At 54.7% G+C, this 13,057-nt stretch carries 24 protein-coding genes and 1 pseudogene; 14 read left to right on the top strand and 11 right to left on the bottom strand.

Annotation, left to right across the window (positions count from 1 at the left end; all coding sequences use genetic code 11):
- Positions 1 to 109 precede the first annotated feature (109 nt).
- Positions 110 to 364, bottom strand: coding sequence for a hypothetical protein (locus tag KP703_RS11735; protein WP_215755062.1), 255 nt, complete (start codon positions 362 to 364; stop codon positions 110 to 112).
- 149 nt (positions 365 to 513) lie between these two features.
- Here KP703_RS11735 and KP703_RS11730 point away from each other — a divergent pair, with 149 nt between their 5' ends.
- The 14 genes and pseudogenes from KP703_RS11730 to KP703_RS11665 all read left to right on the top strand — a co-directional run.
- On the top strand, positions 514 to 1,233 hold the full coding sequence (locus KP703_RS11730; RefSeq protein ID WP_215755061.1) for a phage antirepressor KilAC domain-containing protein: 720 nt from the start codon (positions 514 to 516) through the stop codon (positions 1,231 to 1,233).
- An 11-nt stretch (positions 1,234 to 1,244) separates the two neighbouring features.
- Positions 1,245 to 1,478: a hypothetical protein gene (locus tag KP703_RS11725; RefSeq protein ID WP_215755060.1), complete on the top strand. Its 234-nt coding sequence runs from the start codon at positions 1,245 to 1,247 to the stop codon at positions 1,476 to 1,478.
- Positions 1,479 to 1,645: 167 nt separating this feature from the next.
- Positions 1,646 to 1,921 carry a hypothetical protein gene (locus KP703_RS11720; protein ID WP_215755059.1) on the top strand — a complete coding sequence of 92 codons (276 nt, stop codon included), beginning with the start codon at positions 1,646 to 1,648 and terminating at the stop codon, positions 1,919 to 1,921.
- Positions 1,922 to 1,999: 78 nt separating this feature from the next.
- Entirely contained in the window at positions 2,000 to 2,299 is a 300-nt protein-coding gene (locus KP703_RS11715) for a hypothetical protein (protein ID WP_215755058.1), read from the top strand.
- Positions 2,296 to 2,757, top strand: a complete 462-nt coding sequence (locus KP703_RS11710) for a hypothetical protein (RefSeq protein WP_215755057.1) — start codon at positions 2,296 to 2,298, stop codon at positions 2,755 to 2,757. The genes KP703_RS11715 and KP703_RS11710 overlap by 4 nt, the downstream gene beginning before the upstream one ends.
- A gap of 97 nt (positions 2,758 to 2,854) precedes the next feature.
- On the top strand, positions 2,855 to 3,571 hold the full coding sequence (locus tag KP703_RS11705; RefSeq protein ID WP_252354038.1) for a hypothetical protein: 717 nt from the start codon (positions 2,855 to 2,857) through the stop codon (positions 3,569 to 3,571).
- Positions 3,568 to 3,906, top strand: coding sequence for a hypothetical protein (locus tag KP703_RS11700; protein ID WP_215755055.1), 339 nt, complete (start codon positions 3,568 to 3,570; stop codon positions 3,904 to 3,906). The genes KP703_RS11705 and KP703_RS11700 overlap by 4 nt, the downstream gene beginning before the upstream one ends.
- A complete protein-coding gene (locus KP703_RS11695; protein WP_215755054.1) occupies positions 3,903 to 4,313 on the top strand; it encodes a hypothetical protein in 411 nt (136 codons plus the stop codon). Before KP703_RS11700 ends, KP703_RS11695 begins: the two co-directional genes overlap by 4 nt.
- On the top strand, positions 4,310 to 4,480 hold the full coding sequence (locus KP703_RS15930) for a Lar family restriction alleviation protein (RefSeq protein ID WP_215755053.1): 171 nt from the start codon (positions 4,310 to 4,312) through the stop codon (positions 4,478 to 4,480). Before KP703_RS11695 ends, KP703_RS15930 begins: the two co-directional genes overlap by 4 nt.
- Positions 4,450 to 4,644 carry a hypothetical protein gene (locus KP703_RS11685; protein ID WP_215755052.1) on the top strand — a complete coding sequence of 65 codons (195 nt, stop codon included), beginning with the start codon at positions 4,450 to 4,452 and terminating at the stop codon, positions 4,642 to 4,644. Before KP703_RS15930 ends, KP703_RS11685 begins: the two co-directional genes overlap by 31 nt.
- Positions 4,645 to 5,010: 366 nt before the next feature.
- Positions 5,011 to 5,301 (top strand): hypothetical protein, encoded by a 291-nt coding sequence (locus KP703_RS11680; RefSeq protein ID WP_215755051.1) that lies wholly within the window; start codon positions 5,011 to 5,013, stop codon positions 5,299 to 5,301.
- Positions 5,301 to 5,594 carry a hypothetical protein gene (locus KP703_RS11675; RefSeq protein ID WP_215755050.1) on the top strand — a complete coding sequence of 98 codons (294 nt, stop codon included), beginning with the start codon at positions 5,301 to 5,303 and terminating at the stop codon, positions 5,592 to 5,594. Before KP703_RS11680 ends, KP703_RS11675 begins: the two co-directional genes overlap by 1 nt.
- A complete protein-coding gene (locus tag KP703_RS11670) occupies positions 5,591 to 5,893 on the top strand; it encodes a hypothetical protein (RefSeq protein ID WP_215755049.1) in 303 nt (100 codons plus the stop codon). Before KP703_RS11675 ends, KP703_RS11670 begins: the two co-directional genes overlap by 4 nt.
- A pseudogene (locus KP703_RS11665) lies at positions 5,890 to 6,063 on the top strand (ClpX C4-type zinc finger protein); the annotation flags it as partial. The gene KP703_RS11670 and the pseudogene KP703_RS11665, both read left to right, overlap by 4 nt.
- Positions 6,064 to 6,353: 290 nt before the next feature.
- Here the strand turns inward: KP703_RS11665 and KP703_RS11660 are convergent.
- The 10 genes from KP703_RS11660 to KP703_RS11620 form a co-directional block, all read right to left on the bottom strand.
- A complete protein-coding gene (locus KP703_RS11660) occupies positions 6,354 to 7,298 on the bottom strand; it encodes a site-specific integrase (protein ID WP_373687489.1) in 945 nt (314 codons plus the stop codon).
- A gap of 709 nt (positions 7,299 to 8,007) precedes the next feature.
- Positions 8,008 to 8,133 (bottom strand): hypothetical protein, encoded by a 126-nt coding sequence (locus KP703_RS15805; RefSeq protein ID WP_256441413.1) that lies wholly within the window; start codon positions 8,131 to 8,133, stop codon positions 8,008 to 8,010.
- A 365-nt stretch (positions 8,134 to 8,498) separates the two neighbouring features.
- The gene (locus KP703_RS11655; protein ID WP_215755047.1) at positions 8,499 to 9,047 is read right to left on the bottom strand and encodes a hypothetical protein; all 549 of its coding nucleotides are present in this window, start codon (positions 9,045 to 9,047) and stop codon (positions 8,499 to 8,501) included.
- Complete coding sequence (locus KP703_RS11650; protein WP_215755046.1) at positions 9,044 to 9,361, bottom strand: hypothetical protein; 318 nt, start codon at positions 9,359 to 9,361, stop codon at positions 9,044 to 9,046. Before KP703_RS11650 ends, KP703_RS11655 begins: the two co-directional genes overlap by 4 nt.
- A complete protein-coding gene (locus tag KP703_RS11645) occupies positions 9,358 to 9,792 on the bottom strand; it encodes a cell wall hydrolase (protein ID WP_215755045.1) in 435 nt (144 codons plus the stop codon). Before KP703_RS11645 ends, KP703_RS11650 begins: the two co-directional genes overlap by 4 nt.
- The gene (locus KP703_RS11640) at positions 9,789 to 10,295 is read right to left on the bottom strand and encodes a hypothetical protein (protein ID WP_215755044.1); all 507 of its coding nucleotides are present in this window, start codon (positions 10,293 to 10,295) and stop codon (positions 9,789 to 9,791) included. Before KP703_RS11640 ends, KP703_RS11645 begins: the two co-directional genes overlap by 4 nt.
- Before the next feature lie 65 nt (positions 10,296 to 10,360).
- Positions 10,361 to 11,746 carry a CotH kinase family protein gene (locus KP703_RS11635; protein WP_252354037.1) on the bottom strand — a complete coding sequence of 462 codons (1,386 nt, stop codon included), beginning with the start codon at positions 11,744 to 11,746 and terminating at the stop codon, positions 10,361 to 10,363.
- Positions 11,739 to 12,149: a hypothetical protein gene (locus KP703_RS11630; RefSeq protein WP_215755043.1), complete on the bottom strand. Its 411-nt coding sequence runs from the start codon at positions 12,147 to 12,149 to the stop codon at positions 11,739 to 11,741. The genes KP703_RS11635 and KP703_RS11630 overlap by 8 nt, the downstream gene beginning before the upstream one ends.
- Positions 12,149 to 12,571: a hypothetical protein gene (locus KP703_RS11625; RefSeq protein WP_215755042.1), complete on the bottom strand. Its 423-nt coding sequence runs from the start codon at positions 12,569 to 12,571 to the stop codon at positions 12,149 to 12,151. Before KP703_RS11625 ends, KP703_RS11630 begins: the two co-directional genes overlap by 1 nt.
- A 248-nt stretch (positions 12,572 to 12,819) precedes the next feature.
- Positions 12,820 to 13,057 (bottom strand): transposase (locus KP703_RS11620; protein ID WP_215754726.1); only part of this gene is annotated, 238 nt, incomplete at its 5' end.

Below are 13,057 nucleotides of genomic sequence, written 5' to 3'. Positions count from 1 at the left end.
TATTACATATATCGTTACGCCGATCGTACTCCTTGTGATCTCTCTCTTTTTCACTAAAGAGCGGATCAAAAAGATTTTTGGCGTAAAGTAAGGGGGTAGGCAACTCCCGTTATTCTCCCCCCGGCACCTCGCCCGCACACCACAATACCTCAGGCTCTCCGTAATCCCCCGCCTCTTCATCGACGGTCATACGGACAGCCTGAGCGCCTGCCACGCTGAGCAGGCCATTCCTCACCTTCTCAATCCTGCGTAACGCATCCTCGGCATCACGGCACGCAACGGGCGTTCCCGGCTCCAGCGCCGTACGCTTGCCGACCTTTTTCCAGACATAGGGTTGGAAGATGATTCGTTCAGTGGCGGCCATGCGCGATTCTCCTTCGCTTCCGTTCTTGTTGTGTTCTTTACATGTAAGCGCGCAAACCTATCAACGTAAGTTTTTCTTTCTTTTTCGCTTGACGAATAAGTAAGTATTTCTTACGTTGAACCCATCACAACGCAACAGGCGGATGGGCAATGACCTCCACACTCTCAATTCTCGGGACGACGATCCGGCAGGACGCTAAAGGCCGGTTCTGCTTGAATGACTGCCATAAGGCTGCTGGCGCAGCAAAAAAGGACGGGCCGTCCTACTGGCTTGCTACAACTGATGCCCAGAAGCTGGCTTCACGCCTTGATTCTGAAACTACCGGAAAGTCGGTAGTTACCAATGAGGGCCGGAATGGCGGTACTTATGTCGCTAAAGAGTTAGTCTACGCCTATGCTATGTGGATCAATGTTGACTTCCACCTCACCGTAATCCGCGCCTTTGACGCGCTGGTGACGCAGGGACTTCATAGCGTGAAGCCCCTCACCCGTGAGCAAAAGATAGCCGAAGCATTTGTTTTGCTTCACGAAGATCACGAAAAGGCCAAAGAGCAAATCGCAGTCCTCACCCCAAAGGCAGAAGGCTTCGACCGCTTCGCAAACTCCATTGGGCGCACCAACCTGCGAGAAGTCGGTAAGGCGCTCGATATCGGGTCAAAGCGCGGGATCGAACTGCTCCGGGAAACAAAATGGATTTTCCGGGCGCAGAATGGCAAGTGGCACGCATATGCCGACAAGATCGACGCGGGATATGTGGAAGTAAAATACGCCACATATACCAATACAGTGGGCGAAGAAATAAGCACACAGCAAGTATTCGTGACGCCAAAAGGTATGGCGCGTCTCTCCACACGCTTGCAGCAGCATTGAGGAATAGGGCAATGACACAGACGGTTGAGCGGAATGCTCCCTCTCTCAACAAAACACTCCAAACCAACGCAGGCTACATCGCTGGTCTGATCGTCGAGAACCCCTTTGTGCAGGCGCTTCTGGGCCTGCTGGTCTATGGCGGCATCGCGTTTGTGCTGATGTTCACTGATGCCGGTGAACGCATCACGGGCGACCTGCTCGATCTTCTGCTGGGGGTTTGTCAGCTGGTTGGGGAGTTGGTGTGATGGGTGAACCTAAATTCACCCCGGGGCCGTGGGCTTGGTTTGGTAGTGCTGGTGGAGCACCGGACATATACCTCGCCACAAACCATTCAGGCCGTCGCTACGTCATGAGCTTCCGGCGTTGGGGCCTCAATGGCGCTCAGCCGTGCTTTCAGCCTGAGGGCCGTGGCATGAAAAAAGCCTCTGATCTCCTGCAATTTGAGGTCGGTGACAAATCTATTGTCGGTATCGATGCTGCCAAAAAAGACACCAGCGTTTACCGGTATCAAATCCGTGGGATTGCGGCACCAGATGCCCACCTAATCGCCACCGCTCCTGATCTTTATGAGGCGCTTAAGTCGTGCCTCAACTTTATGGAAAATACCGAAAGCGAGCTTGGGTTTAGTCTTGAGTCTGCAGATCAGGCCCGCGCCGCCCTAGCCAAAGCCCGTGGCGAAACCCCCTGACACCCCCGCGTCACCCGGTTTGCGGACCGGGCTTCGTGGCCGTGTTGGCGGCAGATGATTTCCTTAGGGAGAATTGAAATGTCTGAGACATTAGAACGCCCGTTTCTGACGGTGCGCCTTGCACCTAACCCGCATCTTGAGCCCGCACCTGTCCCGTATTGCGCGGAAATGGAGCGGCATGCGCGGGCTGATGAAGCGGATCTGGTGAAATTCAGTGACATGCTCAAGGAGTGCCACAAGTTTGGCATGAAGCTCATGAGTGACCTGTATTTCGCCAAGGAATTGGAGGGGCTGCCGGAGAGCGTGCAGGCTTTGGCAAATGCCATTGCGGACACTGATAAGTCCGACATCCCCTATCTTTGGGATTTCATGTCGTGAGCGACCCCATCTTAACCGCTGTCAATCGTGCCTATGCCGAGTATCTCCATCAGGAAATCAGCGGCGTGAACCAGTGCATGAAGGCAATTCGTGCGCCGGATGCGAACACAGACGGGCAGGCTCTGGAATTGATCGGCGTTCTGGAAAATCTCGAACGGCGTGCAAAGCATGCGCGGGATCTGTTGCGGGCTGAGCTGTCCAACCAGATGCAGGCGGATGGTGTTGTGTGTCTGGAATCTGCGAACTGGAAAGCAACTGTGATGCGCCCGGCCTCGACAGCACATATCACTGACGAAAAGGCGCTCAAGGCAGCCCGGCCCGAACTGTGGAAACCCCAGCCGGACAAGCTGGACCGGGCAGAACTGAACAAATTGGTGCGTAACGGGCCGGTGCCCGGCGCAACCCTCACAAATGGCGGTGCTCCCACGTTACGGGTGAGCGCCAGGAAGGATATTTGAAATGAGTAATTCCCTAACGACACACAGCCCGGTCCTGCAGCCATCCAACTTTCAGGAGTTGGTTGGCTTTGCAAAGATGGCTGCTGGGTCAGACCTTATGCCGAAAGACTACAAGGGTAAGCCTGAAAACATCATGATTGCTGTCCAGATGGGGTCTGAACTTGGCCTTGCGCCAATGCAGGCAATCCAGAACATCGCAGTGATCAATGGACGCCCGAGCATCTGGGGGGATGCAATGCTCGGGCTTGTGCGCAGCTCAGGGAAATGCGCTTCGGTGCGCGAATACTTCGAGGGTGAAGGTGATAATTTCAAAGCTGTCTGCATCACTAAACGCGTAGATGGAGATGAAATTACCTCTGAATTCAGTGTTGCGGATGCGAAGAAAGCAGACCTCTTCGGTAAGCAGGGACCATGGCGGCAATACTTGCGCCGGATGCTCCAGATGCGCGCGCGCGGTTTTGCTCTCCGCGATGGTTATCCTGATGTGCTTAAGGGTCTGATCTCTGGCGAAGAGGCCCAGGACATTCCTCCTCAAACGATTGACGTAACCCCTCAGCCGCAGCGCGTCGAGCAGGCTCGCCCACCAGTTGACCACATTGCGCTTTTCCGTGACCGCCTCGCCAAATGCGATGACCTACGCTCCGTTGATGGAGAATGGGGCCGCTGGCAGACAACCATCAAGCGCGCCGAAGAGGCTGACCGCGCAATCAGCGAAGAAGTGCAGTCTGCCGTGCAGGACATGATTGCAGAGCGGCGCGCCGAACTGGAAGCTGAAGTTGCGCAGACCCCTGTTGAAGAAATGGCAGAGGCATGACCCAAAAAACCAAACTAGAAATCATCGGCCCGTACACGCCGGAGCATGAGGGGCCATATGGGTGGGGTAACAGCAAAGTTTTACCCTGCACTGTTCACTCAGTGGTTAAGGGTTGGGCGTTCGTGAGTACTAAATACGTTTGCCGTCCATTCTGCACAGAAATCGAAAACATACATAACGCCCGCGAAGTCCCTGTGCCGCGAGAGTTTTGGGTTAATGAATACCACGGCGGGAATCTTGTGGTTTATGACAGCCCAGAGAAGGCGCAGGAATTTCAGGTTTGCCTTAAGCGCACCATCCACGTCCGCGAAGTCCTGCCGGGAGAAACCGCATGACCGCCAAACCCACAGCCGTAGTCGTGCGGTTGCCGCTGAGTGACGCTCAGAAAACCTGCTTCTATTCCCGACACTACACAGGCGATCCAACCCCCGGACTCATCGCCATCGGCACGCCTGTTGCGGGTGGGGAGTTGGAATACTGTGCCCAGATAGTCTGGCACGATGACGCAGTGGAACCAGAAGTCGCCGCATGGCGAAACAAAGACATTAAAAAAGGTGCCAGCATAAAGGTTGTCCGCCAATCCGACGCCCAGGCCGCCCTTGCTGCTGCGCAGGCGGAGAATATGCGGTTGCGGGATCATCTGGAAACAGTGCGGTCATACCTCAAAGAAGCGCCATCTGTAACGGCAAGGCGCGGTGCATTGGACGTGATTGAAGAAGCCCTGAAAGGCCCGGCAGCATGAGCGAGGGACTGAAACTGTGCCCGTTCTGTGGGAGCGATGATGTTGAGCTTATTGATGGCAATCTGAGATACGTCACCTGCAATAATTGCTGCGGAACTGGACCAGATTGCCATTCAGGATATGAGGCTACTGAAGCATGGAACACCCGCGCAGGAGAGAAGTCGTGAGCATAAATTTTGAAAAATGGCTTTCTGATCTGAGTGCAATCTTTGCAGAAGAATGGGGTGCTACAGATTATGTCGAGAGCACAGGCCATGAATCATGGGTCTGCTACTGGGAAGATGGATACTCCCCGCAGCAGGCATTTGAGGAGGAAGCATCATATGCCTAACACTATGACCACCCCCACCAACTGGCCCAACCCCGAGCGGCCCGGAGTGCCTCCTAATCCTGATGTGAGTGGGTGGCATTGGGTTATGCGATTAGGTGAACTACTCGCAGTGAAATGGGATGCCCAATCGAAATCGTGGAAATCAGGAAATCACTCTTATTACACTGGACCAGATTGGGTTTTGAATTGGGAATACTGTTCTCCAATCCTCACCCCCACCCAGCTAACCGAGATGCTGGCGGGGGAGCGGGAGAGGTGCGCTCAAGAGGCCATACATATAGGCGAAAGCTGGGGCGGCACTGAACTTTCACCGACCAACACCGCGCACCATATTGCACACTCCATCCGTAACCTGGGAGACGCGGCATGAGGACGAGAGATGAGCAGGCATTAGAACTGGCAGTCCGTCTGGCTTACCCGCTGCATTATGATGACGGCCATCTGCGCGAGGCCGAAGACATGATCCTCGAAGCCGAACGCCGCGCAGAACAGCGCGTCCGGGCGGAGATTGGGCGCGATAGTGAGCGGCTGGATTGGCTATTATCTCGGACGCATTATGGGATACCCGGCTTTGACCCAAAAGTTTCTGGCCGCAACCCATCAGCACGCAAAGCTGATCTTATCCGAGCCATCGACGCAGCGCGGGAGGTGGGGTGATGTATGATTGGAAAGATACCGACGATATTTTGCATATCATCGCACAGCCTGAGCAACATGGTGACGCGCATATTCTAGGTACAAAAGAGGGCCTTACCCGGCTTCGGGGTGCAATAGACGATGCGTTAAACACACCGAACCAAACCCATAAAGCCGCAGAGATGACCAATGATGGAGAGGGATTTTATGCCCTTGTCCAGTGCATCTCTGCCGACCGTGTCGATGAATTGCCTCTTGGATACACAGAAGACTATGCCAAAGACGAAAGCAAATGGCCGGAGTGGATCGCATGACTGACCCGAGGATCGAGGCGGCCGCAAAAGAACTGAAGCGCCTGTTTTCTGAGAGTGATACTGCCACGGAAAGCATGTGGGTCGCCTGCGCTGAGACCGTCCTCGCAGCAGCAGACGCGGCGGCCAGAGCCCGTGTGGTACCGTTCCCTATCCCTGACAACAGAATGGAAACTGCGAAGAACACCCTTCTTTGCTGGAAAGGCGGCGCTCTTTCTGACGATGATGCCATTGGGATGATTGTGTGCGGGGTATCTGAACCGCCCGCAAGCATCGATGCGTTGGGAGGGGTAGAGCAATGAGCTCTGATCGCAAAGACACCATATATTGCAGCTTCTGCGGAAAGTCGCAGCACGAGGTGCGCAAGATCATTGCTGGCCCGACCGTGTTTATCTGCAATGAGTGCGTGGATTTATGCGTGGGAATTTGTGATGACATGCGCGCCGAGGAAGTAGCCAAGAACCTGATCGGCAAGGTTCTGAAATTGAGGCGCTCCATAAAGAGCGTAATGTCTGCTCGGTTCTGGGGAGGGGTTGATGGGTGATACGCTAGAGATCGAGCCTCTGTGGACGTGCCGGGATCTGGCTCGATACCTCAAGTATCAGGAGGCTACTGTACAGAAGCTGTCCAGCACGGCACCTGAGCGCCTTCCGCCGAAAGTGCCGGGCCTTGGCCGCCCACGGTGGAACCCTGAAACGGTGCGGAAATGGGCACTGACGCCAGAGGTTATTCAGAAAAAGCAAAAGGCCGGACGCCCTCGCTCTAATCCAACTTTTTAGCCAGATCGGCAGCATCTGGCCGGTAGTATCCTTTCAGGACGGTGAGCGACTTATGGCCGCTCACAGCCGAAAGCTCCAAGACGTTCGATAGCTTCTTGCTCATGCGCGTAATAGCCTCGCGCCGGGCATCATGGAACCGGATGGTGTTCAGCCCTACGGCTGACCGGGCGGCCCTAAAGTAGGCACACATGGAGCCATAATTCGCCGGGATCACCGGGGCATCATCTCTCTGCCTTGGCAAGATGCTCAAGAGGGCAGCAGCAGCAGAAGACAGCGGCACGTCCCGCGCCTCTCCGTTTTTCGTCATAGGCAGATGCAGCCACCTCTGTTCGATGTGGACGTTCCCCCACGTCAGAGAGAGCATTTCTCCCTTGCGCATGGCCGTCTCGATCCCAAGGCAAAAGGTAAACGCCGTCCATTGAGAGAGGCTTTCGGGCGCACTCTTCATGCCCCAGCCCAGCCGGGCAACGATCAAATCACGCTCTCGCTCTGTCACCCTGCGTGTTCTCGGACGCGGGTTCTTGGGGCGCTGGATGTTGTGGACAGGGTTTATTTTTATAGGGGCCTGCCATTCCTTAATCGCCTGATTGAAGACAGCAGACACCAAATTCAGCTCACGGTTGACGCTATATGCAGAGACCTCAGTCAAGCGCCTGTCGCGCCATGCGGCCAGTTCGACCGGGCCAAACATGTGGATGGAGAGAGCAAATGCAGGGTCACGTGCCAACTTGGCCAGACGCAAAACCTCCCACCTCTCGCCCCGCTTGGATGGGCTGACCTCGTGAGCATATCTTGTCATGAGAGCGGACACTGCCATGCGAGACGAGACTGGCTGAACCTCAGCAGCCCTCTGCCCGGAGAGAATGGCGGCCTCGGCCTGCACGGCCCACTCTTCCGCCTCCCGCTTACTGTCGAATGTGGCGCTCACTCTCTGGCCGCGCTTTACGACCATACCCCGCCACGAATCGCCCCTCTTGATGATTGATGCCATTTTTTGCTCCCTGCCCGGAGCGTTACGCCTTGGTGTAAACTTGGTGTAGTAGGTGCCAAAAAGAAGGGAAATTAATCAAAAACAAGGAATGATAATCCACTGATAAAACTCAATATTCCTTGTTTTCTGGGGTATTCATTGGCTTCTTCTGGGCACCAAAAAAAACCGCAGTTCGCTGCGGTTTTTTTGTATCTACTGCTCTTCATCCCCTCATGCTTTTTTGCATGACGGGGGATGAGAGTGGATCTCCCCCATTGTTTCCATTCTCAGCATGCAAATCCGCACGAGATGCTGTGTAATTTTTCAGCTTGTGCTTATGCCGCTCGCTTCTGAGCCATTCTCTTAGCCACATCACCTGCTTCGTGATGCTCGGGCTGTAAGAGGCGCACACCTGATTGCCATCCCCTACCGCCTTTTGCCGAAAGCTCTCTGCACTTATCCCCAGAATCTGAGGATGCCTGCGGGGGTAAGCCTGTGGATAACGGGTACATCTTTCCGGGATTATGTCAGCATTTCTAACACCCTGATATTCCATGACTTTCGATAACCTGAGCTTGAAAGCTCCCAGAATCAAAAAAAGAAGCCCGGCTCCTCCTGCATCAGCAGAAAGAACCGGGCTTTTTTGAAAGAACATGATTATCAGAAATTATCTGGGCTTTTTGAGCTGCCGGAACAGCATAATCAGAAAACCCGCCACAGCCGCACTCACAGCGACAATGATGCGGGCCACCGGTTTCTGACGAGTTTTGAAGTCTTCAGACAGTTTTTCCATGGAAGTATCCTCCTTACCTAAGAWAAAAACGTTTGGCCGGAGACACTGTYCCCGCACTGGCACCGCCACAAACCAATCAATCTTGTCTTTTCTCGCATACCCGATGGTCATACGCAGCAATCATTGACCAACAGGCACCGTAAGCTTCCTTACGCAGACCGATCCTGACTTCCACAAGCCCTTACTGCCCGACAAAGCCTGCTACCTATTGAGGGCATATTTGCGGCGAGTCAGAAGACTACATCAGTAACTTTATCAACCAAACACATCATTCTGACGCTTTTTCCAGGACAGGAAGGCGGCGAGGCCTGATCCCAGCACCACAGTGCTCAGGCTGCCTAAGATCAGGCCACACTCAAAGCTCGTCATTGCACCGCCAGCACCGAGAGTGCTGTTGCCTCCTGCTCGTCTGTAACGCTTGGCAGGCTGATACCCAGAACCCCCTCAAACGCATCAATCACGGTCCGAAGTGCGTTAAAGGTGGTGATCGCTGTATTGATCACGCTGTTGGTCACAGTCTGCTGAGCTGCGACCAACCCGGCACGGATTGCCACGGCAACATTATTGAGGTCCACCAGCAACGTATCAATGCGCGTTTTAGCATTCGTGTTGTCGTAGCTGACTGTCAGGCTACCATTCGTCTCGCTCGCCAACGCAGAGAGTGCGGTAGACAAAGCGCCTCCCGCAGCCTCAATAACGGCCACTGCCGGAGCCCCCATAGCAGTGGATACGGCCGTGATGCTGAGAATAGTTGTGACAGCATTGATACCTGCCTGCGCATAGGCCTTAACTTTGGTCGTGTTCAGCGTAAGCGTGGTCGTTTTTCCACTTGTCGTAACCGTGCAAGCAGTGAGCGTCCCGGCCGCAGCCACGAGGCTGGCGGAGCACAGGAAAGTGCGACGAGACTGGATCATGGTTGTTTGTCCTGCACAGTGGATGAGGCTTGCGCAGCCAAACTCTGAGATGTATCGACCCGCGCTCCGATGTGATTGACGGCCCAGCCGATGTTTAGGCCTATGACGGAAACGACCTGATAGGGAATCGTCCATTTGCTACCGGCTTGCGGGGGCTGGATTGCTGCGGTCACACCGCCACAAATGATGATCACCCCGGAGATGACCGAACTCCACGGTTCCGGGATTGCTGAAAACAAAAGGGGCACCACCGTAGTGATGCCCCCAATCTTGGCCGCATTAACCGCAAAAGCGTTTTTCGTGGTGTCTGTCACATCCCATCTCCCCTCAGGCCAACACGATAAAATGCGTGATGACCAATAGTGCATTTATAAAAGCGACCTTGCGCCCAATAGGGCCTCTGGCCACGCCAGTCGTAATAGTGATCCGCTCCACCAGTCAGGTCAGACAGGCGGCCGTTCACAAGACAAGCAGCCAGACCCTGAGCCTCGCGAAACTGCATGTCTGAGTCAGAAACTGTTAGAAGCTTTTCACGGTTGGGATCGCTGGCATCCCAACAGGAAAACTGGGCATGTGCCTGACACACTCCGGCAATATCATGCCCCCACCAGCCTGGATGTTTCGCCCGGTTACCGATGACATTCAGGACCGCCTGCATGCCCCGTGTTCCCTCCCCCCTGGCCTCACCCCAAGCCGTGCGGGAAGCTGCCTGCACGGAGTCAGTGATTGGTAGTGTGATTGTCATGATTTTTCCCAACTTCTGGGAGCCAGTGCATAGACAGAATCTTGCGGTTGAGGCTGCGGCGCAGGAACTGGAATATGATGCCGATGCAAAAAACCAACGTTGCCAAACAAGTAATCATCCCAGGTTTGGCTGGAAAGAATCGTGCCGCCCGCTGCCGCAGCAATAGTGCAAATAATCCCGACAATGACTGATCGTGTCCGCCAGCGGCGCAGGTTTTCTTCAGCAAGCCGGTTCTGGTTTTCCTGAGCGCCAGTGAGTTTTGCGAGCTGTGTTACCAGATCAAAAACTCTTACTTCCAGACGGCTGATTCCCGCTGTCGTCGCCACAGTGCGCGCATTTTCTTCAGCCCTCATAGTCGCAAGATCTTTGCTGATGCCGTCCAGCTTTCCGTCAGTCGCGTCCTGTCGCCGCTCAACGGCAGCGAGACGAATTTCATGACCACCAACAATTTCGCGCAGGTCACCATCAGCCGCGACAATGATGCCACTCTGTTCTTCAGTCATAGATTTTCCGGATACAAAAAACCGCCCACACGGCGGTATGTTCTAGCGTATGGGCGGTTAATTTGTTAGCCGCTATAGCCCCACTGCGCGTCGATCCATGCAATGCGCGTTGCCGCGTATCGCATGATATACGCAACTGACCATTTCCCGCCTGCCTGCATTGAGGCAGGAGCGCCGGTCGCAATATCGAGCGGCCAGTTTTCAATATCCTGCACCATTGAAGCCGGGTCGATCAGATCAACCTGACGCTTGATCGCAGCGTTGATATTCTGTGAGGAAATAATGCCAGCATCCCGCAACTCACGCCAACGCGCACGTAGTTCCGGCAGGAACACGGTATGTGCCAAATTGAAAAAGCCGGGATCCTGATCTGCCTTGCCACCCTTTTTAGTGACCCATCCGATCTGATCTGCATCTGATTGAGCACCTGTCAGGAAGTAAACCAGCCCCCATGTCTCGTCTTCATCATACGGCCAGAAATACCAGATCCCGGTAGATGCGGTAGCGTTCCAACTTCCGAATTCAAAGTTGTTCTGCATGCTGTCAAACGAACCAGCCAGCTCACAAATCAGCACATAGTCCAGGAACGAAGGCAGATCGAGATACTGCCTATAGGTAGCTCGGACGTCAGTCGTGCCTTTGTTGCACGCTCCCATCCAGGCGATAATGCGCTGACATGCCGCATTGATATCCGGTGAAGATGTCGAGATATCGTCCTGGTCGTCGTAGCCACTGAGCGCGGGAGACTGCACGGACCATTCTGTGGAGTTGAACGTGCCCCCCCACACACCGGTGGCGTGCTGCGGCTGGATCAGAATATGCTGATTATTACTGTCATCCATCAGGTAGTCGTTAACATCAGCCGGACTGCGGAGCACATAAAGACCCATAAATGCGCCGTTCTGCCAGACTTCAACAGGAAAACCTGCCGTACTGAAGAGGGCAGACGTATGCGTCCCGAAATCTGCTCCATCCCAGTAGCTATAGGCTGATTGAGAGGCAAGAAGACCCGCAGGATAACTGTGCATCTGACGCCAGATGTCGGTTGTCATGCTGTCACGCACCAGCGTCCTGTCTGTCCCGTAGGCCTTCAGCGTTACGCTGCTCATCGGGAACCAGTCACCGATTTTGACAGACAGCTTATTGCCCGTCACCGAATTGCGCAGCTTCAGTTTCCAGTTTTTCTTATCTGCGTTGGCGGTGCTTTGCCCTTGCACCTGCCATGTGCCTGATGCGGAAAACACTGGGACGGTACCGTCGAACACAGAAACCGAGACAGACGGCGTTGTCGTCAAGGTGGGCAGATCGCCCTCAATCAGAATCCGCCAGGGCTGCAATGGGAATGGAACCGTAACGTAATCCCATTGCTCCGCAATATTGTTGACGCCAAGCTGCACCTGTATACCGTCATTGGTATATCCGGTTGTCGGCGTCGGATAGGATTTAGCCAAAGATCCGTCTCCCGTAATAGCGGCCATCGCCGTCAAACATGATTTCGGCGCACATCACAGCACCCGCGCGGCTGTCCACGAACGGCGCACCGTTGGGCCAGATGACATTTGTGGGCCATGTGACCACGCAGTTGCCGGAAGGAGGCTGAATAATCAGGATACGCATGATCTGGATCTGACCAGACTGGCCACCAGAAAGCGCCAGAGTGCAGTCAGCATCTGGCATGATGCGATAGCCGTTATCACCACATGCCGCGTAGGACAGTGAGCAGGTCGCTCCAGGGTTGATAATGGCGGTCATGGGTGCGCCACTGATAATGGCATCTACCATCTGGCCACCGGAGAGCGTGTCACCACGTCCCCCGACTGCAACCCCCGCCGAAAAATCAAGCAGGGTGGACATTACGCACCTGCCTTGGCTTCAAGGGCAGCCACACGCGCCGCAAGAGTCTGCATTTCCGCTTCCCCTGCGGCAATCAGCAGCATGCTCAGCTCGTCATAGCGAAGAGACTGACGGTAAACCTGCTCGCCTTTGGCATCCAGCACTGGCTTCGTTTCAATGTCTGTCAAAGCGCCATTTTCGTCGCGCACTTCAACCTGCTGCGTCAGAGCATCCTGCCCCCAAATACCGAACGATGCCGGGTCAAGCCCCGCTGCCTGAAGAGCACTGTAAACCTGCTGGGCGATAGCCCCCACATGCTGGCGTGTGCCACCATCCAGAAAGGTGAAAACAGTGATGGCCTTGCGGATAGCCTGCCCCGCCTTAATCAGCTTCTCGCTATCCGCATAAGCGGTGTCTCCCAGAACCCCGACAACTGCTTTCATGTTGGCGTCTGACGTCTGGATGGTTCCTGTTCCAGCGAAAATCTGAGAGAACCGAAGAGAGGCGCTACCCAGTGGAATAGTATTGTCCGTTCCGGGAATAAAGGATTTACCTTTAAACGACACTGTGCTGTCGTTGGCTCCCGTACCACCGGAAAATATGAAGACTGCACCTGTTGCGCTGTCTTCGTTGGTCGAGGAGGTGGTGCCGCTAAACGCTTTCAGGATGCAGACGCTGGTCTTAGAGGGTGTTATGCACTTTGGATGAGCAGGTTAGCTGCGTTTCTAAGCATGAAACCTGCGAAGGCGATGGTATGCATTGCGGCAAGCGTTGAGGCGCAGCGCTCGTAGTCTTTCACCAGCCTCCTGCACCGCGTTGCCCACGCGAACGATCTCTCTACGATCCAGCGACGTGGCAGCAGCACGAAACCCCGTTTAGCCTGAGGTAGTCTGACGATTTCGAGAGTGATATCCTGCTCTTTGGCGGCT

The sequence above is a fragment of the Acetobacter sp. P5B1 genome (genome assembly GCF_018811985.1).
Classification (GTDB): domain Bacteria; phylum Pseudomonadota; class Alphaproteobacteria; order Acetobacterales; family Acetobacteraceae; genus Acetobacter; species Acetobacter cerevisiae.
The sequence above is the reverse complement of the archived record's forward strand: the minus strand, read 5'-3'. Positions and strand labels throughout refer to the sequence as shown.